The sequence below is a fragment of the Mycetocola lacteus genome (assembly GCF_003667575.1).
GTDB classification, from domain to species: domain Bacteria; phylum Actinomycetota; class Actinomycetes; order Actinomycetales; family Microbacteriaceae; genus Mycetocola; species Mycetocola lacteus.
Genome location: NZ_RCUY01000011.1, coordinates 1 through 23,496, shown reverse-complemented (window position 1 = coordinate 23,496; position 23,496 = coordinate 1). Strand labels below are relative to the sequence as shown.

The window sequence follows — 23,496 nt, the reverse complement described above, 5'->3', positions numbered from 1 at the left end:
TTGTTAGCGCAGCGGATCGAATGGGGTGAGGATCTCGGGGGCGATACCGGTCATGATCTGCTCGGTCAGGAGCTCGGCGGTGATCGGTCCGAGCACCATGCCCCACATCCCGTGCCCGCCCGCAACATAGACCCCGGGGGCTCGGGTACGCCCGATCAGGGCGAGGCCGTCGGGGGTCACCGGGCGAGAACCGACCCACTCGTTCGAGCGATCATCCAGGTCGACCCCGCGAAACAGCGGGCGCACCGAGCGGACGATCGCCTGGATTCTGCGCTGCTGCAGGGGTTCGTCGGGTCCGCGAAACTCCATGGTCCCGGCCACGCGTAGCCCGCCGCGGAACGGGGTGCAGGCCACTCGCTGGGTGGGGAAGTAGATGGGGCCCTGCACCGGTTCGGCGGTGGGCACGCTGAACGAGTATCCACGACCCGCCTGAACACGAGTGCGCACCCCGAAGCGTCGGGCAAGATCGGGAAGCCAGGCCCCGGTCGCGATGACCACCGCGTCGGCCGTGTGGACCGAGCCGGAACGGGTGCGTACCCGCACCTCACGGCGGCCCTGGCCACGCTGCGGGTCGATGCGGTCCACCCGTTCGCCGGTCAGGATGGTGCCGCCGTGTTCGCGCAGGACCCGGGCAAGGTCAGCGACGAAGGGCCCCGGTGCCAGGAAGCGCTGCCCGCTCAGCGTATAGACGGCGCTCACCGCGCCGGAGAGTTGGGCCGGGGCGGTGTGGACCCGTTCGAGCGTCACATCCTGTCCGGCTCGGGCGACGCGGGCCAGCTCATCCACAAACCCGCGGGCATCGCGGCCGCGCTCGAAGGCGACGGTGTACGGGGTCGTATGGGTCGGCTCGGCCACCCCGGCAGCGACCAGGCGGTCAAAGGCGTCCAGGGCGAGGGTGTCCAGCGTGGTGAGTGCCGCCATCGTGTGGTCCCAGCGCCGGTGCGTGGCGTGGGACGCAAAGCGGGCGAGGAAGCTCCAGAGGCGGGGGTCGATGCGCGGGGGAATGTGCAGGGGCGCATCGGGATCCAGCAGCGAACGGATCGCGTTCGGCCAGATCGCCGGGTCCGCGAGGGGCATCGCCAGACCCGGGCTAATCCATCCCGCGTTCCCGAGGGAGGAGCCTGCAGCCACTCCCTCACGATCCAGGACCGTCACGGCGACCCCGCGGCGGCAGAGTTCCAGGGCCGTGGCGAGGCCCACCATTCCCGCACCGATCACGATGGCCGAACGTGGAGCACTAAACATGGTTCCTCCTTCCGCACCGAAATCCTCGTCGATTTCGTGTGCCGGGCAGCGCCTTGTGGGCATGTCCCGCCTCCATCCTCGCCGTGCGGGGCGCTGAAAACAAGGGTGGTGAGGCGCTCGGCAAACTTACGGGTTGTCGGCGCTAGGGTTGAGCACTGATGCGCATCCCACACGGGTGTCATCCCGTTTGAGTGTGGGAGAGAAAGGACACGGCTTGCCCTCGACTATGCGTACCCCGTCCGTCCGGCGAATGCTGCGCTCCGTGCCAGCCTTGGCCATAGTGCTCGGTCTGCTGGCCGCCGGGATCTCCTGGATCGGCAGCGCGACCCCCTCATTCTGGTTTGATGAGATCGCCACGCTGATGGCCGCGCGCCTGGGCGGCCCGGGACTCTGGCAATTCCTCCAGCACAAGGACGCGGTGCACGGGCTCTATTACGCCCTCATTCACTTCTGGATTCAGGCGTTTGGTGACTCCTCGGTTGCGTTACGTGGGTTCTCGGCGCTCGCCGTGGGACTCGGCACCGCGGGACTGGTGGTGCTGGGGTCGAAGCTCGCCGGGGTTCGATTCGGGGTGCTCGCCGCGCTGATCTACCTGGTTCTGCCGCGCACCACGTTTATGGGCATCGAGGGGCGCTCCTATGCGCTCGCCGCGGCCATCGTAGTGTGGGGCGTGATCGCGTTGATCTCGGCCGCTCGGCGCAACACCTGGTGGTCCTGGGTGATCTACACGGTGGTGAGTATTGCCACCATCTACCTGTTCATGTATGCCGGGCTGATCCTCGCCGCGCACCTCGCCTACCTCCTGTTTGCGCATCGGGATCGCCGAACGCTGCTGCGCTGGGGAATCTCGGCGCTGATCATTCTGGCGGCCGTGCTCCCGCTGGTCCGGGCCGGGTATGGACAGCGCGGACAGATTGCCTGGCTCTCCGGACAGCCCATCGTCAATGCCTGGACGACGCTGGTGGAGCCGTGGCTGGATGGGTCCTGGCTGCTGGCGATCCTCGTAATTGTGTTGCTGGTGATCGCCGGGCGTCGTCTCCCACAGATCCTGGCCCGGTTTGGTACGCCGCTGGTGGCGCTCGCCGCGGGCTGGGCGTTTGCCCCGCTGATTCTGATGCTGATCGCCAACTCGCTGTTCGGTCCGCTCTACACCTCGCGCTACATGTCGTTCACCACCCCGGGTTTTGCGCTGCTGTTGGCGCTGGCGGTTTCGGTGTTTTCGCGGCGCTGGATCGTCTGGGTATTGGTGGGGGCGATCGCGTTGGCAAGCCTGCCGACCTACGTGGCTCAGCGCGGACCCTACGCCAAGCAGAACGGCGTTGACTTCCTCCAGACCGCGCAGACCATCGCCGAGCACGCCTCACCGGGGGATGCGTTCTTCCTGCAAAATGACAAGACGACCACCATTCGTCCGCGACTCAGCGTCAACGGCTACCCCGCGGAGTTTGCCGGGCTTGAGGATCTTGCGTTTGTGCGCAGCGACCTGGAGAACGGCAACTTCAACGATGTGACGCTGCCGCCGCGCAAACTGGGGGAGCGGCTGCGAGGCGTCAGTACCGTTTGGGTGGCCGGCTCACAGCACACCACCCCGGAAATCAAGGCGATGAAGCGGGAGCTAGCTCGACACGGCTTTGTGGAGCGGGAACGCTACCCCCTCAACCGCACGGTTGTCACCGAATACGTCCGGGAGGAGACCCGATGAGTACCCCTGCACCGATCGCGCCGGTACCTCCGCGCACCTCCTCGGTCTTTGCCTGGATCGCCTTCGTATTTGTGGCGACCCTGGCCTCGATTCCGCGCTACCTGGTGCTGGTGGATCAGGTGCGCACCTCCACGCATAAAGAACTCCTGGCGCTGCTGCGCGACCCGGTGCGCGCCGAGCAGGTCGCAACCCTGAGCGTGGTGGGTGTCGCGGTCTTCTTTGTGATCGTGTTGATCGTGGTTGCCTGCACCGGTAATGCGCTCGAGCGCCGCTTTGCCCGCCGATCCTGGCACCTGGGCCCGGTGGATATCGGTACCGGCGTGGTCACCGCGGCCCTGATGACCCTGCCGGTCCAGTTGGTCTGCGGGATCCTCGGTATCGGCACGGTGCCGCCGCTGGCGATGGTCTACGTCCTGATCGTGGCCGCAATCCTGCCGCCGCTGCTGCTGCGCCCCGAACGTTTGGGCTCTGGGTACGCGGTGACCCTGCCACTCGCGGTCCTGCTTCTGCTGCAGTAACCGCGTCCACACGCACTCCCGCGCACGAGTAAGGTGGATTCAACAACACCCACCCCAGGCTGAGCAGGAGCATAATGTCGCGCAGTGTCAAACTTGCCGTGATTCGCGGAGACGGAATCGGACCCGAGGTTGTAGCCGAGGCGGTGAAGGTCCTTGACGCCGTCGTGGAGGGCTCCGAGCTCAGCATCGACAAAACCGAGTTTTCGCTCGGTGCGGCCCGCTATCTGGAGACCGGCGATGTCCTGACCGACACCGATCTGGAGGCCATTGCGGCGCACGACGCGATCCTGCTGGGTGCCATCGGCGGCGTTCCCGGAGACCCGCGACTGCGCGATGCCAATATCGAGCGCGGTCTGCTGCTCAAGCTCCGCTTCAGCCTGGACCACTACGTGAACCTGCGCCCGACCAAGGTCTACCCGGGTGTTCCCAGCCCGCTGGCGAACGCCGGAGATGTGGACTTTGTGGTGGTTCGCGAGGGCACCGAGGGTCCGTACGTGGGAAACGGTGGCGCGATCCGCGTGGGTACCCCCGCCGAGGTGGCCAACGAGGTTTCGGTCAACACCGCCTACGGTGTGGAGCGGGTGGTCCGCCACGCGTTTGAGATCGCCACCCAGCGTCGCAATAAGCTGACCCTGGTGCACAAGACCAACGTGCTGACCTTCGCCGGTAAGCTCTGGCAGCGCATCGTCAACGAGGTCGCCACCGAATACCCGCAGGTGAGTGTGGACTACCTGCACGTGGACGCGGCAACTATCTTCTTTGTCACCGACCCTGCTAGATTTGATGTCATCGTCACGGACAACCTCTTCGGCGACATTCTCACCGATTTGGCCGGCGCAATCAGCGGCGGCATCGGACTGGCTGCCTCGGCCAACATCAACCCCGACGGCACCTTCCCCAGCATGTTCGAGCCGGTACACGGGTCCGCTCCCGACATCGCTGGGAAGCAGATCGCCGATCCCACCGCGGCGATCCTCTCCACAGCACTGCTGCTTGATCACCTCGGTGCCCCCGAACTCGCTCAGCGGGTTGTGGCCGCCGTGGACGCCGATATCGCCGCTCGTAACGGGGCTACCCGTTCCACCGCTCAGGTGGGCGACGCGATCGCCGCCCTGATCACCGCAGCACAGTAACGTTTGAAGGATTTGAATCATGGCACATGACACCACCACCGCCCCGCTCGCGTTCTCGCACGAGGCCAACACCTCCCCGCGCAGCGCGGAGGAGGTCGCACAGATCCTTGCCAACCCGGGCTTTGGTAACCACTTCACCGACCACATGGTGCAGATCGACTGGACCGTGGAAAACGGCTGGGCCGACGCCCGCGTCATTCCCTACGGCCCGCTGATCCTCGACCCCGCCTCCTCGGTGCTGCACTACGGTCAGGAGATCTTCGAGGGCCTCAAGGTCTACCGTCACGCCGACGGTTCGATCTGGACCTTCCGTCCCGACCAGAACGCCGAGCGTCTGCAGCGCTCCGCCGCCCGCCTGGCCCTGCCGCAGCTCTCGGTGGCGGACTTCGTCGAGTCGGTGCGTCAGATCGTTAAGGCCGATGAGCGCTGGGTTCCCAGCGCCCCGGACACCAGCCTGTACCTGCGTCCGTTCACCATCGCCAACGAGACCTTCCTCGGTGTGCGCTCGGCTCACAAGGCCAGCTACCTGGTGATCGCCAGCCCCGCCGGTGCGTACTTCACCGGGGGTATCAAGCCGATTTCGATCTGGCTGTCCACCGAGTACTCCCGCGCCGGCCGCGGTGGAACCGGTGCCGCTAAGTGTGGTGGCAACTACGCCGCCTCGCTGCTCCCGCAGGAGGAGGCGTACCGCAACGGCTGCGCCCAGGTCATGTTCCTGGACGGCGAGACCGGCACCCGGATCGACGAGCTCGGCGGCATGAACGTGTTCTTCGTCCGCAACGACAAGACCGTGGTCACCCCCGAGCTCACCGGCAGCATCCTCGAGGGCATCACCCGCGCGAGCATCATCCAGCTGCTCCAGGACCGTGGCTACACGGTGGAGGAGCGCGCCATCGGTATCGATGAGTGGCGTGCGGGCGAGGCCGACGGCACCATCACCGAGGTGTTCGCCTGCGGTACCGCCGCGGTGATCACCCCGATCGGCCAGCTCAAGTCCACCGATTTCACCATCGGATCCGAGGACGCCGAGCCCGGCGAACTGACCCTGAGCATCCGCGAGGAACTCACCGACATTCAGTACGGTCGCCGCGAGGACCGTCACGGCTGGATGGTCCGCGTCGACGGCTAATCCAGGCATTCACGACACCGCCCCGGCTCGGAGATTCGAGCCGGGGCGGCGTCGTTCAGGTTTAGGATGGGTGCATGAAGATCGCACGTTTTAGTCACGACAATCGCATCGCCTACGGCATCATCGACGAGACCGAGATCGTGGTCCTCGACGGGGATCCCATGTACGCGGGCTTCGACACCACCGGCGAGCGTGTGCCGCTGGGTGAGGTGACCCTGCTGGCCCCGGTGATCCCGCGCTCGAAGATCGTCGCGGTGGGCAAGAACTACCGCGACCACGTGACCGAGATGGGTGGCGCGGATGCGACCCCGCCGGCCGAGCCGCTGCTGTTCTTCAAACCCAACACCTCGGTCATCGGGCCGGAAAACCCGATCCTGATCCCGCCGATCACGAAGCGCGTGTCCTATGAGGCGGAGCTGGCGATCATCATCGGGTCGGTGGCCAAGAACGTGCCCGCCGCCGACGCCGACAAGGTCGTGTTTGGGTACACCATCGCCAACGACGTGACCGCCCGCGACTTGCAGGAATCCGACGGCCAGTGGGCCCGGGCCAAGGGCCTGGACTCGTTCTGCCCGATCGGCCCGATCGTGGAGACCGAGTTTGATCCGGCCGGCAAGCGCATCATCTCCCGCCTGAACGGCGAGGTGCGTCAGGACGGTGTGCTGGATGACATGATCCACGACATCCCCAAGATTATCGAGTACGTCAGCGCCGCCTTCACCCTGCTGCCCGGCGACATCATCCTCACCGGCACCCCCGCGGGCGTGGGCGAGATGAACCCCGGCGACCGCGTGGAGTGCGAGATCGAGGGCCTGGGCATCCTGAGCAACCCGGTGCGCTAATCCGTCTTTCTCACCGGGCCCCTCCTTCCGCATTCGCGGTGAGGGAGGGGCCCGGTTTGTTGGTTCGAGGGTCATCCGTCGCGCGCCCGTTCGAAAACCGACGCGGTCCTCGGAGGGCACATTCGGCGCTGTTAGCGTCATAACCATGAGGCACATACTCGTCGGGTCCGCGCGGGCCGGTTCGCGATAGAATGATTGCGATGTCTACCTCTCTCTCACACCTCGTAACCACCGCGACCGGCTCCGACATTCGTGTCCGTTTCTGCCCGTCGCCCACCGGTACCCCGCACGTCGGTCTGATCCGCACGGCGCTGTTCAACTGGGCCTATGCCCGCCACACCGGCGGCAAGCTCATCTTCCGTATTGAAGACACCGATGCGGCCCGCGACAGCGAGGAAAGCTACCAGCAGATCCTCGATGGCCTGCGCTGGCTCCACATCAACTGGGATGAGGGTGAGGGCGTCGGCGGCGAGCACGGTCCCTACCGCCAGTCCCAGCGTTCGGAGATCTACGCCGAGGTCATCGAGAAGCTCAAGGCTTCCGGTCACCTCTACGAGTCCTTCTCCAACGCCGAGGAAATCGACGCCCGTAACGAGGCCGCCGGCCGCGCCAAGCAGCTCGGTTACGACAACTTCGACCGCGACCTCACCGAGGAGCAGAAGGCCGCGTTCCGCGCCGAGGGCCGCGAGCCCGCGCTGCGTCTGCGCGTGCCGGACACCGACCTGAGCTTTGACGACCTGGTGCGTGGCGAGATCACCTTCCCCGCCGGTTCGTTTAGCGACTTCGTGCTGGTGCGCCCCAACGGTCAGCCGCTGTACACCCTGGTGAACCCGGTGGATGACGCCCTGATGGGCATCACCCACGTGCTGCGCGGCGAGGACATCCTGCCCTCGACCCCGCGTCAGATCGCCCTGTACTCGGCCCTGATCGAGATCGGTGTCGCCACCGCGATCCCGCGCTTCGGCCACCTGCCCTACGTCATGGGTGAGGGCAACAAGAAGCTCTCCAAGCGCGACCCCGAGTCGAACCTGTTCCTGCACCGCGAGCGTGGATTCATCCCCGAGGGCCTGGTCAACTACCTGGCGCTGCTGGGTTGGGGCCTGTCCGCGGACCGAGACGTGTTCAGCATCGACGAGTTCGTTGCCGCCTTCGACGTGGCCGACGTGAACCCCTCGCCGGCACGCTTCGACCTCAAGAAGGCCGAATCGATCAACGGTGACCACATCCGACTGCTGGATGTGGCCGACTTTGCCGAGCGCACCATTCCCTACCTGCAGACCGCGGGTGTGCTGGGTGCCGAGGTTACCGAGGCCGAGCGCGAAATTTTGGCCGAGGCTGCCCCGCTGGTGCAGGAGCGCATCGGCCTGCTGGGTGAGGCTCCGGCCATGCTCGGCTTCCTGTTCACCGACGCCGCCAGCCTGGACTACCAGGAGGACGCGCTGAAGAGCCTTCCGGCCAACACGACGGATGTGTTGACCGCCGCAATCGCCGCACTGCAGGGTGTGGCAGATTTCACGACCGACCCGATTCAGGAGGCGCTGAAGTCCGCCCTGATCGACGGCCTCGAACTCAAGCCGCGGATCGCCTATGGTCCGCTCCGGGTGGGAATTTCCGGTCGCCGGATCTCCCCGCCGCTGTTTGAGTCGATGGAAATCCTGGGCAAGGCCGAGACGCTGGCGCGTCTCGAGCGTCTGTCCGCACTGCGAGGGGAATAGAAATAATGATGGATGTTGACGTTGTGGTTGTGGGCGGGGGCCCCGCCGGACTGTCCTGTGCACTGAACCTGGTGCGTGCGCGTCAGCGTGTGCTGGTGCTGGATGGAAACCGTCCGCGGCACGCCGCGACGTTGATGTCCCACGGTTTCCTCACTCGGGACGGGGTGCCGCCGCTTGAGCTGCGACGCCTCGCCCGGGAGGATGTGGAAGCCTACGAAAACGGAACCGTGGCCTTCGCCCAGGTCGACAGCATCACCCCGGCGGGGGAGGGCTTTGTGGTCAAGGCTACCGGCGTGCGCGGGGCCGCCAACCACGAGGTGCGTGCGCGCCGCGTGGTGCTCGCGACCGGGCTGACCGAGCGTCTGCCGCAGGTCCAGGGCCTGCGCGCGTTCTATGGCACCTCCGTTCACTCCTGCTTCGAGTGCGACGGCTTCGAAAAGAGCGACCAGCCGCTGCTGATGCTCGGCGAAACCGAGGACCTGGTGCGCCGCGCACTGCACACCTCGCTGTGGTCGAACGATGTGATCGCGCTGAGCAATGGCAGCGACCGCGTTCCGGCTACCGCCGAGGCCGAGCTGGCCGGGGCGGGAATCCGTCTGGATCGCAGGCCTATTGCCGAGCTGGTGGGCGACCGCACCGGTCTGACCGGCGTGCGGTTTGCCGACGGTGAGGTTCTTGAGCGCAGCGCCGGTTTTGTGCGGCCGGAGTGGACCGTCCCGGACAGCTTCCTCGCCGACCTGGGCCTCGAGCGTACCGTCAGTGCCCACGTGGGCCCGGCGGCGGACTCTGTCGACCCCGAGGTGGGTGCGCTGATCACCGTGGATGCCGAGGGTCGTACCAGCGTGCCCGGCGTATACGCGGTGGGGGATATCACCCCTCCCGGTCCGCAGCAGCTGATCGTGGCCGCCGGTGCCGGTGCGCGCACGGCCGCAGCGGTGCTGCGCGACACGCTCGACACGCGCATTCATGCCGTCGATTTGGCGTCCAGCTAAGCCTCGGGCTATTCTAGAAACATCAGCACGGCACTGAGAAAAAGGTTCCGAACTGATGGGGTATGGTGTAATTGGCAACACGGCTGATTCTGGTTCAGTTGTTCTTGGTTCGAGTCCAGGTACCCCAGCAAATCAACTCCTCGCTTTTCGAAGCGGGGAGTTTTTGTTTGTGGCGATGGGGATCTGGCGCTCCCGAGGTCGTTGGTCCTCTTGCGCGAACATCGTCTCAATACAGAACCCCCTCGGAAAGCCGAGGGGGTTCTGTACGTTTCGTGGGGTGGTTAGCGCTGGGCGCTATCCCGAGGCTGCGAGGCTTTTTCGGCTGCGCCCGTGGTGTCGTTCCAGCGGCCGCCGGCCGCCCAGAACTGGCCGATTTCCTCCAGGTCGCGGCCCTTGGTTTCCGGGGCAAAGCGGAGGACGAAGCCAAAGGCAGCCAGGGCGAGGATCCCGAAGCAGAGGAACGTGCCCGAGCCCCCGAGGCGGGTGAGCACCGTCAGGAACAGGGATCCGACCAGAATGTTGCCCACCAGGTTGGCCGAGAGCATCGTGCTCGCCCCGAGCGAGCGCAGGTGCGTGGGCATCGTTTCGCCCGCGTAGACCCACACCAGCGAGCCGAATCCGAAGGAGAACCCCGCGGTGAAGAGCATCAGGCCGATAAAGCCCAGCGTGGTGAGGGCACCGGTGAAGGTGCCGTTGCCGACCAGGAACACGGTGACCAGGAGCGCGTTGGCGAGGATCATGGTGCCGATGCCGATCAGCAGGACCGGGCGGCGCCCCAGACGATCGATGAACGCGAGTGCGAGGAATACCGCGGCTAGGCCCGCCGCCTGCACGAGCGCCGAGAGGCCCAGTTTGGTCACGTCGTCGGTGAAGCCCATCGCCTCGAAGATGCGCGGGCTGTAGTAGACGATCGCGTTGATACCGGTGATCTGCACAAAGAATCCCAGGCCCACGATGAACAGGGTCGCGCGCAGGAACGGGCGGCGCAGCATGTCCCGCCAGGTTCCCTTTTTGTGGGTGTTCATGCTGTCCTGGATCAGCGCCAGCTCGCGCTCCACATCGCCGCCCTCGCCCTCGATGCCGGCTAGGGTCGCGCGGGCCTCGTCGAGTCGGCCGTGCAGCAGATACCAGCGCGGGGTATCCGGCAGCTTCAGCAGGACAAAGGTGATGACTAGGCCGGGGATCGCGGCGAGGCCCAGCATCCAGCGCCAGTTCTCCGAGGGGGCGAGGGCCATGACGATGAGGTAGCCGAGGATGATGCCGATCACGGTTGCCACCTGATACATGACCAGGAACGCACCGCGCGAGCGGGCCGGGGCCGACTCGGCCACAAATACCGGCACCACCACAACCGAGACGCCGATGGTGGCCCCCAGGAGGAAGCGGGCGAGGATCAGCAGTTCGAGCGTCGGGGCCAGGCCGGAGGCGAGCGAGAAGAGCGCGAAGGTCGCGGCGACCCCGACCATGACCGCCTTGCGGCCGAAACGATTGGAGAGGTATCCGCCGAAGATCGCGCCCAGGATCTCGCCAACCACCACCGTGGTGGTCACCAGCTGCTGCTGATCCAGGGACAGGTTGAAATCGGTGGCGAGATAGAGCATCGCCCCACCGATATTGGACGAGTCATAGCCGTAAATGATGCCCACCGTGGTGGCGGCGATGCCGATCAGGAGGGCGAGTCGGGTGGGACGCCGGGTAGCAGGTAACGTCTGCATTGAGAAACCTCGTTTGTGTCGTGAGCCTAATATTTCACTCTGCACTCGACCCTGCCATATTAAACGCAAAATCACGACATTATCTAATATGTCTTATGGCAAAAATGACGGCATGCAAAAGTTCCCCCGGGACCCGTGAGGCCCGAGGGAACAATTGCTAGCTCGCCAGCGCCGCAGTGGGAGGCGTGCGCGCCGCACGAATCGCCGGGTAGAGCCCGGCCACCGCCCCGATCACGATCGTGGCCGCGACGCCGGCGATGATCACCAGCGGTGGCACCGAAACTGGCCACCCGTTGGCGTTGGCAAACACCGTGATCACCACCATGCCGATCCCCACCCCGGCCACCCCACCGAGAGCCGAGAGCAGCAGCGCCTCGGCGAGGAACTGCGAGCGGATGTGTTTTCGGGTGGCACCGAGGGCACGGCGGAGGCCGATCTCTCGGCGACGCTCGAGGACCGAGATCACCATCGTATTGGCGACACCGATGCCGCCGACCAGGAGCGCAACCGAACCGAGTCCCACCAGCAGCCCGGTGAAGGCGGTGTCGGCGGCGTTCTTGGCGGCCAGTGCGTCCGATGGACGCGAGACCTCCACCTCCTCGGGGTTCTCGGGGTTCACGGCCCGGGGGAGAAGGGCGCGAATCGCATCCACCGACTCATCCGAAGATCGCTCATAAATCGTGGTGGGGTTCTTCTCCCAGCCGAGCGTCTCAATGGCCGTATGTTCGCTGAACATCGCCATCGTGTCGAGCTCGGGGGCCAGCGGCACCGGGTCCAGCACACCCAACACCGTGAACAGCTGATCGTGAATCCACACCTGAGTGCCCGGGGTGACCACGCCCAGTCGCTGCGCTGCCTTGGCCCCGAGGACCACCGTGGGGTAGTTCGCGGTGGCTTCGTTGAACCAGTTTCCGGACTTCATGCTCGCCTCGGTCACATCAAGCAGGGTGTCCGATACGGCCGCGGCGGTGATGCCACCGGACTGCCCGGAGTCGATTAGCCGGCTGCGATAGCTTTTGATTCCCTCCAATTCTGCCAGCCAGGCGGTTTTTTCCACCCCCTCGATGCGGGAAACCTGCCCGGCGGCGGTCTCGGGGAGTTTTGACTGGTCGCCGAACAGCGACTTTCCGGCCCCCACCGTGAGCATATTGGTGCCCAGTGAGCTGAGTTGCTCGTTGAGTTTCGCCTGGCTCGAGGTTGAGATGCCCACCACCGCGATCATCGCGGCGATACCAATCGCGATACCCAGTGCCGACAGGACCACCCGGGTGGGCCGTGACTTGAGGCCCGAAGCTCCCAGGCGCAGCACGTCCTTGCGCAGGAGCCGCGAGCGGGTCTTGGCCGGGAGTGCGCTCACCTGTTCCTGTGCGGTGCGGCGGCGTTTCATGGGGTGTCCTTACTGTCGGAAACCACGCGACCGTCACGAATCATGATCCGGCGCGGGAGTTTCTGGGCGAGCTCCACGTCGTGGGTGATGACCACGATGGTGGTTCCATCCCGGTTGAGCTCATGCAGCAGCTCAACCACGCTGGCCCCGGAGGTCTGGTCGAGGTTACCGGTGGGCTCATCGGCCAGCAGCAGCGGCGGACGGGAGACGACCGCTCGCGCGATGGCCACCCGCTGCCGCTCACCACCGGAGAGCTGGGAGGGCTTATGGGTTGTGCGGTGACCGAGCCCCACCCGGGTGAGCGCATCGCTCGCCCGGCGTCGGCGCTCCCGCAGACCCACTCCGGTGTAGAGCAGGCCGTCGGCCACGTTGTCGATGGCGGACACCCCCTCGGAGAGGTGGAACTGCTGGAAGACAAACCCGACCCGGTAGGCACGTAGCGCCGAGAGGGCGTTATCGCTCATTCGGGCGACGTCGGCGCCGTCGATCAGGGCCGAGCCCGTGGTGGGCCGATCGAGGGTCCCGATCAGGTTCAGCAGGCTGGACTTGCCCGACCCACTCGGCCCCACAATCGCCACCATCTCGCCGGCCTCCACGATCAGGGAGACCCCGTCCACCGCGCGCACCGGCGGGCTTCCGTGTTCCCGGGTTACGTGGTTGAGTTCGATCACGTGTGCACTCATAGTTTCGGAATCACCACCTGGTCGCCCTCTTTCACGCCGTCACCGGTGATTTCCACCGAGCCTCCGGCGAACAGGCCCGGGGTTACGGAGACCTTCTTGGTGGTGCCATCGGCGTTGAGGATCTCGACCGAGTAGCCGTCCTTCCCATCCGGGGTCAGGGCCCCGACCGGGACCACGAGCACGTTTTCGGCGCTCTTGGTGGGGAAATCGATCGACACCGCGGCCTCCTGGAGGCCTGCCCCGGCCGCGGGATCATCCAGAATGATCTCCACCGGAATCACAGTGCTGGCCTTACCTCCGCCATCGCCTCCGCCATCACCATCTCGGCTGATGGGGGTGCCCACCGATGCAATGGTGCCGGTGGTTTTGGTTCCGTCGGGTAGGTTGACGGTGACCTTGCCATCCACGGTCGCGATGGACTGCTGGGCGAGCTTGAGGTCGGCGGTGATCTTCCGGCCGAGTCCGGTGATGGTGAGGATCGGTTTTTCGCCCCCGGCCATGCTCCCAAGCACCGTCTCCACTGAGTTCACCCGAACATCCTCGGGCTCAAAGACGATGGTGCCCAGCGCAATGGTTCCGGTCTGCTCCAGGCCCAGCGATTTCTGCCACTTCTTGATCGCGGTTGTGGTGGCCGCGGTGAACTTCTCATCCGGGGTTCCCCCAAAGAAACCCAGGTCGGCAAGGCTCTGCTCGAGCTGCTTGATATCCGGACCTTTGTCCATATCGGCGGCAAAGTCGCGCCAGGCGGGGATACTGCCACGCATCAGGGTGATCGGCTTATTGTCCACTGAGAACAGGGTCTGGCCCAGTCCGATGGTGGCACCGCCCGCGGGCAGGCCGGTGATGATGCCGGCCAGGGCCGTGGCCAGGTCTCGAGCTTCGCCGTGACCCAGCTTGCCCTGCGCGGTAATGGTTTCCTGGAGGGTCTGCCGAACCACCTCGGTGGTGGGCGGCGGCGCTGCGGGTGGCGGAGGATCGGCGGCGGCACTGCCGCCGCGGAAGACAAAGAATGCTGCTCCGGCGCCGATCGCAACCACCGCGGCGAGCGAGATGATGAGTCCGAGCCGCTTGCGGCGTGAGGCTGGGTGTGTGGTTGCTCCCATTAGTTGGCTCCGATTCCGGCTTCCTTATTGCACTTGTCGAGCACAGCCTTGTCGGCGTTCTGCGGGACCGTGATCGCGTTGGGGCGGTCGCTGTCGGGGACATCGATGCCGTTGTCGCGCAGGCACTGCGAGAACTTCAGAGCGGCCTCGTTGACCTCCTCCTTAGACTTCTTGTTGGCGCCTGGTGCCTCGCCCACCTCCTTCATACATTTTTCTGAATCTGCCAGATAGGCATCCAGCTCGGGGCCTTCCTCCAGGCCCTGCATTGCCTGCCCGGGCTCGGGCATATCGTGGCCGAGCTTTTCCATGCAGCCGTTGAACTTCAGGACCCACTCCTGGTACTGCTGATCGGTGGTGCCGCCGCCGTTGCCCGCGGCGGGCTTGCTGTCGCCGCCGGCCTCGGGGGATGGGCTGTTACCCGAGGAGCCTGCGCTACATCCGGCCAGGAGTGCGATGCTCAGCGGGATGACCGCCAGTGCGGCAGCCAGGCGGGTTTTACGGGTGAAAGGGATGGTTTTCATGGTGAATCTCCTCGTTGGTTGGTGCGTTCGGGGTGAACGTGATTCCAGTACAGCCGAGGGGGTGTTCAGGTGATGTCAATAAAATAATTGATGTTTTTTTTACATCTAATGTGCTTAAATATTTGCATATCAGATGATCGCATCGGGCGATTATCGCAACGTCCGGAAAGGGGCGCACCGATGCGAGTATTGATTGTTGACGATGAGGAGCTCCTGGCTCAGGCCATCCACGAGGCATTCCGACGCGAGATTATCGCCGCGGACATCGCCTACGATGGCGCCACCGCGCTCGAGATGGACTCGGTCAACGAGTACGACGTTGTGGTCCTGGATCGCGACCTTCCGGTGATTCACGGAGACCGGGTCTGCGCCGAGCTCTCGGCCGCCGGATCCCGCGCTCGCGTGCTGATGCTGACGGCCTCGGGGCGGTTGACCGATAAGGTTGAGGGCTTCCGACTGGGTGCCGATGACTATCTGGCCAAGCCCTTCGCATTCCCCGAGCTGATCGCCCGGGTGCGCGCACTCGGTCGACGTACGGCCGAGGCGACTCCGGTGGTCTATGAGTATCACGGAGTGCGTCTGGATGCCTTCCGTCACGATGTGTTCCGCGACGGCACCTATATTCGTCTGAGCAAAAAGGAGTTTGCCATTCTGGAGGTGCTGATGGCTGCCGATGGGGCGACCGTGAGCGCCGAGCGCATCCTGGAAAAGGCGTGGGATGAAAACGTGGATCCCTTTACCAACTCGATTCGGGTGACCCTCTCAACCCTGCGGAAGAAGCTGGGTCAGCCGGGGATCATCGAAACCGTGTCGGGTGTGGGCTACCGAATCGCGGCCCCCGTTGAGTAGCCCCGCCGCCGCACCCAAGCCCTCGCTGCTTTCCTGGCGACCGCGGGTCACCGCGCGTGCTCGACTCACCATTGTGTTTACCTCGATGCTGCTGGGCTGTGGCTTGCTGATGATGGGTGCGCTCTATGCGGTCATGAAGTATGTGCCGACCTATGCCATTACCAGCGCCGTCACCCCTAATAGTTTCAAGCCGAGTGATTCGAACATCGCCCCATTGCAGACGCCCCCCGCTCAGGTGCCTGCTTCGCCGAACCCTGACGATGGCAAAAATGGCTCCGTGGTGGTGCGCAGTGTGCACGACCTGCTCTCGGTGCTGCTGGAAAGCTCCGGTGCGATCCTGGCCGTCGTGGTCCTCGTGGGTGGGCTAATTTCCTGGATCGTGGCCGGTCGCCTGCTGCGTCCGGTGCACGAGATTACCCAGGCTGCGCGCAAGGCTGCCGAAGGGTCGCTGGATCATCGAGTGGGACTGACCGGTCCCCGGGATGAGTTTTCCGAACTCTCGGACACCTTCGATTCGATGCTTGCCCGGTTGGAGCGCTCCTTCGCCGAGTATGAGCGCTTTGCGGCCAATGCCTCGCATGAGCTCAAAACCCCGCTGGCCACCACGCAGGCACTTCTTTCTCTCGCCGCTGATAGTCCCGAATCCACCGACACCAGGCTGCTGATCTCGCAGCTGCAGGACACTACCGCGCGCAGCGTGGACACGGTGACTGCGCTGCTTGAGCTCGCCGAAGCCGCCCACGGGGAATTGCAGACCGAGGAGGTCGACCTGGGCAAACTGGTGGGGGAGTGCGCCCTCGGACTGCGCGCCGAAGCGCGCGCCCACGGGGTGTTTGTCGAGACCGAGTGCCCGGTGGGCTACGTGGTGGAGGTCAATCGGATCCTGCTCTCGCGGCTCCTGGATAACGTGCTGAATAACGCCGTGCGCCACAACATCGATGGTGGGAAGGTGACGGTGGAGCTGATTCGACAGGACGGCATCGTCCGCCTGATCGTGGTCAACTCCGGCGCTCACCTGGGCGCAGATGAATTGGAGCGCATCACCGAGCCCTTCTATCGTGGTGCCGGCCGGGTGCGGGTACCCGGGCAGGTGCGCGGTAATGGACTGGGGCTTGCGCTGGCCTGCAACATCGCCCGCGCACACGGGACCGAGCTGGTGGTGCGAGCCAACCCCGACGGCGGACTGATCCTGGAAATGGAGCTGCCATTGGCGATGGCGAAGGCCAAGTCCAAGGCCGAGCTGGCGCGGGTCTAGGGCGGCAAAAATCCGACAAATCCAATTGGTATATTAGATATTTACAGTGTCTCTCGGTTAGTATGGGGGCATGCCCGTGCCCAAGAAACCCAGTGTCACCCCGCGGTTGCTCCTGCGTGATCAGGTGTATGACCGCATCCTCAACGCGATCGTTTCCGGCGAGTTTGAACCCGGACGCACGCTCTCCGATAAGGAGCTGGAGGTGTGGCTGGGTGCCTCGCGCACCCCGATTCGCGAGGCTCTCGGGCGCCTGGCCAACACCGGGCTGGTCGAGGTACAGCCGCAGAAAGCCACGCGGGTGGCCGAGATCGACCCGGTACAGTTCGGCGAGATGATGGAGGTGCTCGGCGCGCTCTATGCCGCCGCAATCCGCGAGGTCGTGCCACTGCTCACCGACGCCGACCGCAAAAAGCTCACCACCCTGCTGAAGAAGCTGGTCGGCCCGGCTGGGCGCAAGGCCGAGCAGGCCCCGGTCATCCTGACCGAGATTTTTGAGGTCTACATCACCCGCTATGACAACCGGGTGCTGCTGCGCCAGCCCGCCCGGTTCGATCCGCACGTGCAGCGCATCCTGCGTACCCACAGTGACCGGATCAGCCGCACCTCCACCTACGATGCGATTCGCGAGATGGTCGAGGCCACCCTCGCCGGGGACGCCCTCGAAGCCTCCCGCGCCGCCTCGCGCTACTTTGCCTCCGAGGTGAGCGACTTCCATGACCAGATCCTCGCGGCCAACGCCGCGGCCCCTGCCCTGACCTCGGCACCCACAGAGAAGGCCTCCTAATGCCCCGCACCGGACGCGCCCCGATCCGTCGTCGCCTGCTGCGCGACGAGATTTACGACACCATCCTCAACGCGATTCTCGACGGCACCCTGGAAGCCGGCGAGCAGCTACACGATGAGGAGCTACTAACCTGGCTGGGAACCTCGCGTACCCCGATCCGGGAGGCCCTGAACCGTCTGGCCGAAAACGGTATCGTCGAGCTGGTTCCGCATAAGTACACGCGGGTGGCCCCGCTGGACTTCCGCAACATCAACGAGGCGATCTTCACCACCGGAGTGCTCCACGAGCACGCTGCCCGCAAGACTGTCGGTTCGCTGAGTACAGAGCAGCTGGCCGCCTTACAGGGCTTCGCCGAGGATGCTCGTGCGTGCCTGGACGAGGATAACCTCGCGGGTCTGGGGCCGGCGATCCGCGACTTCTTCCTGGTGTTTGAAAAGGCCACCGGCAACCAGATCATGGTTGAAACCGTGGAGGGGCTCTCGCTCCAGCTGTTGCGTTTCCTCACCCCGCGGGAGGGCCTGACCGGAGTGAATGAGATCGTCGATCAGCTTGAGGCCATCAACGCCGCCGCCCACACCGGCGATGCCGAGGCCACCGGGGATCTGATCTATGCGATGTACGAGCCCACCCGCCGCAACTTCATCGAAACCTTCCGCGGTCAGGATTAGCGCCCCGTATACAAATCGCCCGCCCCGGGAACGGGACGGGCGATTTGTGTCTGCGCTATGCGGTGGGCAGGGGCAGCTGGAAGACGGTTTCGATCGCGAGCTCGGCGGCGATTGAGTCGCCCGCCTGGAGCGCTGTAATCAGCGCCGGGTAGCCAGCTTCGAGGGCGGCCCAATCGGTGCTCTCCACGTTGCGGGTAATGGTGAGCTGATAGCCAAGACCGTCGATGCGGTCCTGGGTTGCGGCCACCAGGATCCGGTTCGGGCAGTACTTGAGGAACAGGTGCACCATGTCCCAGCCCAGCGTGCCGTGGGCATCGTAGTCGCGGGTGGGCAGGGTTTCGGCGGCGGCCTGCACGGACGTGATCAGTTCTGCGCGCTGAGTGTCGGTCAGCTCGGCCACGGTAACCCGAACCACACCGCCAACCAGCGCACCCAGGGTCTGCATGATCTGGGTGCGGTCCTCGGGACGCGGTTTGGCCACCCGGGTGTAGCGCTGCGGAGCCATTTCGATCAGGCCGTAGCGGGCCAGGTCGTTCAGGGCGTCACGCACCGGGGTCCGAGAGATGCCCAGCCACTCCTGCAGCTCACCGTCGTTGAGGTTTTCGCCGGGCTTCAGGGTGCCGTCCAGAATGGCAGCACGGATCTGTTCCGCGGCGGACTCACGTAGGGATTTGCGGGCGACCGGGGCGCTTCCGGACGTGATGGGCATGGTGCCTCCTCATGGCAGGGGGTTACTCGATGGAGTAGAACGATCCTATCGGAGCGAGCCTGTACGCACGCCCCGGGGCGCGCGGTACTCGCGCCCCGGATTGCATTAAATCGGCGAGCTGCCAGTGGTGGGATGGAGCACTTCGGTGGTGCTGGACTGACCGGCGAGCCAGCGGTTGATGCGCTCAGCCGCGCGGCCCAGTGTTCCCTGGAGCGACTCCACCTCGGCGGCCACGTATGCCTGATAGGCGGGCTCGCGTACGGTGCGCACCTCGGCCAGCAGCTCGTCGGCGCTGTGCCCCACGGTGATCGGGGATCGTGCACCGGTGACGCTCAGCCAGAAGTCATCACACTTGGAAGCATAGGACAGCGCTACCGTGGGCACCCCGAGAGATACCGCGGCCACCGCACCGTGCAGGCGTTCGGAGATGAACAGCCCACAGCGGGCGATCTGTCGCATGGTCGCCTCCACATCGCCTTCGAAGGTGATGACCTCGGCAAGGGGACCCACCATTCGGGCGAAGCGTTCGGCACCCTCACGGTCGGAGCTGGAGAGCGCGAATACCTTCACCCGATCGATCCTCTCGGCCATGCTGATCCGGCGCAGCGCCTCGGCCACCACGTGCGGGTCAAAGCGGGACTCGGGATCCGCGCCGAGCGCCACACCGATGGTGGTCTCGTCGCGCTCCTCGCCAGAGAAATCGATTAGCGCGGGATAGAGCAGCGCGGGATCTCCAATCACCGGGGTCGGCATCCAGTTAGCCGCACACTCGCGGGCCGTCAGCGGTCCGCGCACACCCATCAGCGCGACGCCGGAGAGGTCGGCCCAATCGGACCAGCCCTGCTCCTGCAGGCCCAGCGCAAACGTGTCGGTGGACTCGGCAGCCCCGGCCCCGGGGATCAGGATTCCGGCGGCATCGTAGGCCAGCTGTGCGCGCCGAGCGTGCCCGGCCCAGTTGGCAAAGCCCACGGTGGTTCCGCCGCCCAGGAGCACGAGGCGTTCGGCACCGGCGGTGCGCATCCGGTCCATCGCGACCCGGGGTGCCTGGGACACATAATCGCGGCGGCTGAGCGGCGCCGAGAGGGAGAGGTCGTCGGTGAGGGCCGCCTGCCAGGTGTCGCGCAGCAGGTCGTCGCCGAAGTTCATGAAGCCGTGCCAGCCGAGATACACCAGGCGGCGAGTGGGGGTGGTGGCCATGGGATGCTCCTAGCTGTGGGTGGTGCGCGGATGGCGGTCCGCGGCGGCGAGTTTGGTGAGGGTGTCGAGCAGGGGAATCAGGGCCGCGTCGATCTGGGCGGCCATCGTGCGAAACGCGGTGTCGTCCAGGCCAAAGGGGTCCAGCACGTCGTCGTCCGCGGGATGAGCGGCCTTCGAATCGGTACGGTGTCGCAGGGCGAGCGGGGTGAGTGCGCGCCAGCGGGCGGGAATGTCGGGGGCGGCGAGGGCGTCATTCAGGTCTTCGGCGGCGGGGGTTCCGCAGGTTTCCAGCAGGCGCGCAAACTCACGCAGGGTGAAGGTGCGACGCAGGGCCCCGGGAACCAGGTCCAGTACATCGGCACGGTGTTCACGGGCGAGGCCCAGCACCAGGTCGGCGTCCTGCACCATCGAGGTGGTGAGCTGGCGGGCGACGGGACCGGCGGCGGGGATGCCGCGCTCGCCGAGGATCCGTGCGGACCCGGCCTCCATCGGGCGGCCCACAACCGCGCGGGTGCCGGCGCTTGTCACGCGAAACACTCCCGGGGCGATCCGGTCGGCCATCGCCTGCAGTGCTCGTTCGGCGTACGGAGAGCGGCAGATGTTGCCGGTGCAGACCACCAGCACGTTCAGCGGGGTCATACGATCGCCTCATTGTGCCGAGGTGCGCCGGCGGTCGCGGGCTTGCGGATCGGACCGGCCGGGGGCTTTGCCTGCGGGGAACCCGGCTTCGAGCCCTTCTTCGCGCGGCGTGCGGACTTACGCATCTCGCGGCGGGAGGGTTCGATGGTGTCCTGATAGCCGTAGGTGGCGTAGGCGCTGGCGCGCTGCGGCATCCGGTTGAGGGCGACCCCGAGGATGCGAGCACCCACGCCGTCGAGGTTATCCAGGCCCGCGCGCAGCTCCTCGTTGTGCAGGCGGCCGTCAAGGGTCGCGACCATGAGCACACCCGAGGTGATGGTGGACAGCACGGCCGGGTCGGTCACCGGCAGGGTGGGCGGGGCATCGAGGATGATGGTGTCGTAGTGCTCCTCGAGGTCTCGCAGCAGCGTATTCATGGTCGCCGAGCCGAGCAGCTCGCTGGGGTTTGGCGGGATCTGCCCGGAGGTGAGCACATCGAGCTTGCTGCGGTTGCCCACCGACTGGATCGCATCGGCCACGTCCACGCGGCCGGCGAGCACGGTGGTCAGACCCACTGTGCCCTCCAGGCCCAGGTAGGTGGCCACGCGGGGGCGGCGCAGGTCTGCGTCGATCAGTAGCACGCGGCCGCCGCCCTCGGCGAGCATCAGTGCCAGGTTGATCGAGGTGGAGGACTTGCCCTCACCGGGCAGGCTCGAGGTCACCACCACGCTCTGAGAGGTGTGATCGAGGTTGGTGAACTGCAGCTGGGTACGCAGCTGGCGGAAGTTTTCGGCGCGCACACCGTATGGGTCGGTGAGGATCGCCAGCGGGTCATCGTCCAGGCCCGGCTCCTCGGCGATCACGCCGAGAATGCTGGCATCGGTGATGTTGGTGACGCCCTCGCGGTTTCGGATTCGGGTGTCCAGGAGTGAGCGCAGCACCGCGTAGAGCACGCCGATGGCGCCGCCCACACCGATGGCCATCAGCAGGTTCTTTTTGATGTCGGGGGAGGACTGCACGGTGGGGACCACGGCCTCCTCGGCCACGCTCATCTTGATCAGCGAGGTGGAGGCGGATCCCTCAACCACCTCAACCTCGGAGACGAGGCTCTCGGCCACCGCATCGGCGATGCGCTTAGCTAGTTCGGGATCGGGGTGGGTCACGGTGATGTTGATCAGAACCGTCGTGGGGGGAGAGGCCGCCGAGATGGAGGCCTTGAGCTGGTCGAGGCTCATCTTCAGGTTGAGCTTCTGGATTACGGGTTCCAGCACGCGCGAGCTGGTGGCCAGGCTCACGTAGGAGGAGACACGGCGCTCGGAGAAGGAGTTTCCCTGGGCGAGGTCGCCTACCGAGTCACCGCCACCCACCGAGACAAACAGCTGGGTTTTGGACTGGTACTGCGGGGTCGCGACGGCGGTGGCGACACCGGCGATTCCGCAGGCGATCACGATGGCGATCACCACGGCGATCCAGTGACGGCGTACCGCCGCTATGTAGTCGGTGAAGTTCATTGCTGGGCTCCTGGTGATCTGCTGGGCTGTTGTGAGGGATGTCTTGGTGGGAGGCGGGGGAGGCGCGGGATCTGGCGTGCCATCTAATATTTCGATGGCCGGGGGAGAATTCCCTCGGACGGGGAAAATCCGAGGGAATTCAGGGGACTAGCGGGTCTTTGCTTCGTTCTGCTCACCCTTGTCGTCGATCTTGGGGGTGTTATCGGTGGTCAGGGTGTTGGCGCTACCGGTGATGGTGGCGTTCTGCACGGTGGTGCCCTGAATGTCGTTGATCGCACCGTTGACGGTGAGGTTGGTGGTGGCACCGATGTGGATGATGCTGTTGCTGGCCTCGATCTTGATGGTCTCGCAGTCGGGCACGGTCACGTCCACGTTGTTGGTGGTGATCGTGGCGACGCCGTTTTCACACTTGCCCTCGACCTTTTCGATCTCCTCGGGGTTCGAGGGGTCCTTGGCCTCTTCCTTCTTGGTGTCGGCCGAAGCCGATGCGGAAGCGGAGGGCTTGGCGTTGTTCTTGTCCGGGGCGTCGGCGCTGCAGGCGGCCAGGCCGGCGATCAGGCCGAGTCCGGCCAGGGTGGTCACGATGGTGCGGGTTGCGGTCTTCATGGGGTTCCTTACGGGTAGGGGCCGGGTGGCTCAGTTCGGGCTCGGAGAAGGGTTGTGTCCGTCCCACTATGTTCTAACAATCTGATATTTCAGAACATGAATGAGTCTGTCACAAATAAAGACTAAGCGCAACACCATCTAATATTTTACTCTCACTTTTTTGCGATTGTGTCACCGTGATCGGGCTGTGAAACACAAAACTGGGGGCGGGATTACTCCCGCCCCCAGTCGTGGGTGTGTCGAAACGACTATGCGCTCGTGACTAGTTGGCCTTGACCGTGAAGGTCAGGTCGGTGTGCTTCATGTCGCCGTTGAGCTCCTCCTGGCTGACGCGGAAGGTGTACTTTCCGTTGGCCAGTTCGAAGGTTCCAATGGCTTCCCAGGTTCCGTCAGAGCGGACAGTGGTCGATGCTACCGGGCGGCTGGTGCCGTTCACGGTGATCTTGGAAAGCGGCTCGCCCTTGCCGGTGTAGGTCACGGTCTTGGTGGAGACGGTGCCGTCCTGAGCGGGGGTCGTGACGGTGACATCCGAGGAGGTGCCGGTGCGGACCTTGAAGGACACGGTGTCGCGGCTGGTGGCGGCGCCGCCCACGGGGGTCTGCTCGACGTTCAGG

At 65.3% G+C, this 23,496-nt stretch carries 23 protein-coding genes and 1 tRNA gene; 12 read left to right on the top strand and 12 right to left on the bottom strand.

Features of this window, described 5'->3' with window-relative positions:
• Positions 1-3: 3 nt before the first annotated feature.
• Positions 4-1,245, bottom strand: a complete 1,242-nt coding sequence (locus tag D9V34_RS12405) for an NAD(P)/FAD-dependent oxidoreductase (protein WP_121686951.1) — start codon at positions 1,243-1,245, stop codon at positions 4-6.
• Positions 1,246-1,507: 262 nt separating this feature from the next.
• On the opposite strand from D9V34_RS12405, the gene D9V34_RS12400 reads away from it, so the two are divergent.
• From D9V34_RS12400 to D9V34_RS12365, 8 genes are all read left to right on the top strand, one after another.
• On the top strand, positions 1,508-2,947 hold the full coding sequence (locus D9V34_RS12400; RefSeq protein WP_183091779.1) for a glycosyltransferase family 39 protein: 1,440 nt from the start codon (positions 1,508-1,510) through the stop codon (positions 2,945-2,947).
• The gene (locus D9V34_RS12395; RefSeq protein WP_121686949.1) at positions 2,944-3,465 is read left to right on the top strand and encodes a hypothetical protein; all 522 of its coding nucleotides are present in this window, start codon (positions 2,944-2,946) and stop codon (positions 3,463-3,465) included. Before D9V34_RS12400 ends, D9V34_RS12395 begins: the two co-directional genes overlap by 4 nt.
• 74 nt (positions 3,466-3,539) lie before the next feature.
• Positions 3,540-4,598 carry a 3-isopropylmalate dehydrogenase gene (locus tag D9V34_RS12390; RefSeq protein ID WP_121686948.1) on the top strand — a complete coding sequence of 353 codons (1,059 nt, stop codon included), beginning with the start codon at positions 3,540-3,542 and terminating at the stop codon, positions 4,596-4,598.
• Positions 4,599-4,617: 19 nt separating this feature from the next.
• Positions 4,618-5,727, top strand: a complete 1,110-nt coding sequence (locus D9V34_RS12385) for a branched-chain amino acid aminotransferase (RefSeq protein ID WP_121686947.1) — start codon at positions 4,618-4,620, stop codon at positions 5,725-5,727.
• A 74-nt stretch (positions 5,728-5,801) separates the two neighbouring features.
• Positions 5,802-6,569 carry a fumarylacetoacetate hydrolase family protein gene (locus D9V34_RS12380; RefSeq protein WP_121686946.1) on the top strand — a complete coding sequence of 256 codons (768 nt, stop codon included), beginning with the start codon at positions 5,802-5,804 and terminating at the stop codon, positions 6,567-6,569.
• A 200-nt stretch (positions 6,570-6,769) separates the two neighbouring features.
• Positions 6,770-8,284, top strand: coding sequence for a glutamate--tRNA ligase (gltX, locus tag D9V34_RS12375; protein WP_121686945.1), 1,515 nt, complete (start codon positions 6,770-6,772; stop codon positions 8,282-8,284).
• Between the two features lie 5 nt (positions 8,285-8,289).
• Positions 8,290-9,276, top strand: coding sequence for an NAD(P)/FAD-dependent oxidoreductase (locus D9V34_RS12370; protein WP_121686944.1), 987 nt, complete (start codon positions 8,290-8,292; stop codon positions 9,274-9,276).
• A 56-nt stretch (positions 9,277-9,332) separates the two neighbouring features.
• A tRNA-Gln gene (locus D9V34_RS12365) sits at positions 9,333-9,404 on the top strand.
• A 153-nt stretch (positions 9,405-9,557) separates the two neighbouring features.
• Here D9V34_RS12365 and D9V34_RS12360 read toward each other — a convergent pair.
• The 5 genes from D9V34_RS12360 to D9V34_RS12340 form a co-directional block, all read right to left on the bottom strand.
• Complete coding sequence (locus D9V34_RS12360; protein ID WP_121686943.1) at positions 9,558-10,991, bottom strand: sugar porter family MFS transporter; 1,434 nt, start codon at positions 10,989-10,991, stop codon at positions 9,558-9,560.
• Between the two features lie 157 nt (positions 10,992-11,148).
• Positions 11,149-12,378 carry an ABC transporter permease gene (locus D9V34_RS12355; protein WP_121686942.1) on the bottom strand — a complete coding sequence of 410 codons (1,230 nt, stop codon included), beginning with the start codon at positions 12,376-12,378 and terminating at the stop codon, positions 11,149-11,151.
• Positions 12,375-13,061, bottom strand: a complete 687-nt coding sequence (locus D9V34_RS12350) for an ABC transporter ATP-binding protein (protein ID WP_121686941.1) — start codon at positions 13,059-13,061, stop codon at positions 12,375-12,377. The genes D9V34_RS12355 and D9V34_RS12350 overlap by 4 nt, the downstream gene beginning before the upstream one ends.
• Positions 13,058-14,164 (bottom strand): peptidoglycan-binding protein, encoded by a 1,107-nt coding sequence (locus tag D9V34_RS12345; RefSeq protein ID WP_121686940.1) that lies wholly within the window; start codon positions 14,162-14,164, stop codon positions 13,058-13,060. The genes D9V34_RS12350 and D9V34_RS12345 overlap by 4 nt, the downstream gene beginning before the upstream one ends.
• The gene (locus D9V34_RS12340; protein ID WP_121686939.1) at positions 14,164-14,685 is read right to left on the bottom strand and encodes a hypothetical protein; all 522 of its coding nucleotides are present in this window, start codon (positions 14,683-14,685) and stop codon (positions 14,164-14,166) included. The genes D9V34_RS12345 and D9V34_RS12340 overlap by 1 nt, the downstream gene beginning before the upstream one ends.
• Positions 14,686-14,865: 180 nt before the next feature.
• Here D9V34_RS12340 and D9V34_RS12335 point away from each other — a divergent pair, with 180 nt between their 5' ends.
• From D9V34_RS12335 to D9V34_RS12320, 4 genes are all read left to right on the top strand, one after another.
• Positions 14,866-15,534: a response regulator transcription factor gene (locus D9V34_RS12335; protein WP_121686938.1), complete on the top strand. Its 669-nt coding sequence runs from the start codon at positions 14,866-14,868 to the stop codon at positions 15,532-15,534.
• Positions 15,527-16,789 (top strand): sensor histidine kinase, encoded by a 1,263-nt coding sequence (locus D9V34_RS12330; RefSeq protein WP_121686937.1) that lies wholly within the window; start codon positions 15,527-15,529, stop codon positions 16,787-16,789. Before D9V34_RS12335 ends, D9V34_RS12330 begins: the two co-directional genes overlap by 8 nt.
• Before the next feature lie 70 nt (positions 16,790-16,859).
• Positions 16,860-17,573, top strand: a complete 714-nt coding sequence (locus D9V34_RS12325) for a GntR family transcriptional regulator (RefSeq protein WP_121686936.1) — start codon at positions 16,860-16,862, stop codon at positions 17,571-17,573.
• Positions 17,573-18,241, top strand: coding sequence for a GntR family transcriptional regulator (locus D9V34_RS12320; RefSeq protein WP_121686935.1), 669 nt, complete (start codon positions 17,573-17,575; stop codon positions 18,239-18,241). The genes D9V34_RS12325 and D9V34_RS12320 overlap by 1 nt, the downstream gene beginning before the upstream one ends.
• A gap of 55 nt (positions 18,242-18,296) precedes the next feature.
• Here the strand turns inward: D9V34_RS12320 and D9V34_RS12315 are convergent, their stop codons facing one another.
• From D9V34_RS12315 to D9V34_RS17855, 6 genes are all read right to left on the bottom strand, one after another.
• Positions 18,297-18,950: a GntR family transcriptional regulator gene (locus D9V34_RS12315; RefSeq protein ID WP_121686934.1), complete on the bottom strand. Its 654-nt coding sequence runs from the start codon at positions 18,948-18,950 to the stop codon at positions 18,297-18,299.
• Between the two features lie 105 nt (positions 18,951-19,055).
• Complete coding sequence (locus tag D9V34_RS12310) at positions 19,056-20,147, bottom strand: polysaccharide pyruvyl transferase family protein (RefSeq protein WP_121686933.1); 1,092 nt, start codon at positions 20,145-20,147, stop codon at positions 19,056-19,058.
• Positions 20,148-20,156: 9 nt separating this feature from the next.
• Positions 20,157-20,786, bottom strand: coding sequence for an arsenate reductase/protein-tyrosine-phosphatase family protein (locus tag D9V34_RS12305; RefSeq protein WP_121686932.1), 630 nt, complete (start codon positions 20,784-20,786; stop codon positions 20,157-20,159).
• A complete protein-coding gene (locus D9V34_RS12300; protein ID WP_121686931.1) occupies positions 20,783-22,276 on the bottom strand; it encodes a tyrosine-protein kinase domain-containing protein in 1,494 nt (497 codons plus the stop codon). The genes D9V34_RS12305 and D9V34_RS12300 overlap by 4 nt, the downstream gene beginning before the upstream one ends.
• 147 nt (positions 22,277-22,423) lie before the next feature.
• The gene (locus D9V34_RS12295) at positions 22,424-22,882 is read right to left on the bottom strand and encodes a DUF3060 domain-containing protein (protein ID WP_121686930.1); all 459 of its coding nucleotides are present in this window, start codon (positions 22,880-22,882) and stop codon (positions 22,424-22,426) included.
• Positions 22,883-23,144: 262 nt separating this feature from the next.
• A partial coding sequence (locus D9V34_RS17855) for an Ig-like domain-containing protein (RefSeq protein WP_183091778.1) occupies positions 23,145-23,496 on the bottom strand: 352 nt, incomplete at its 5' end.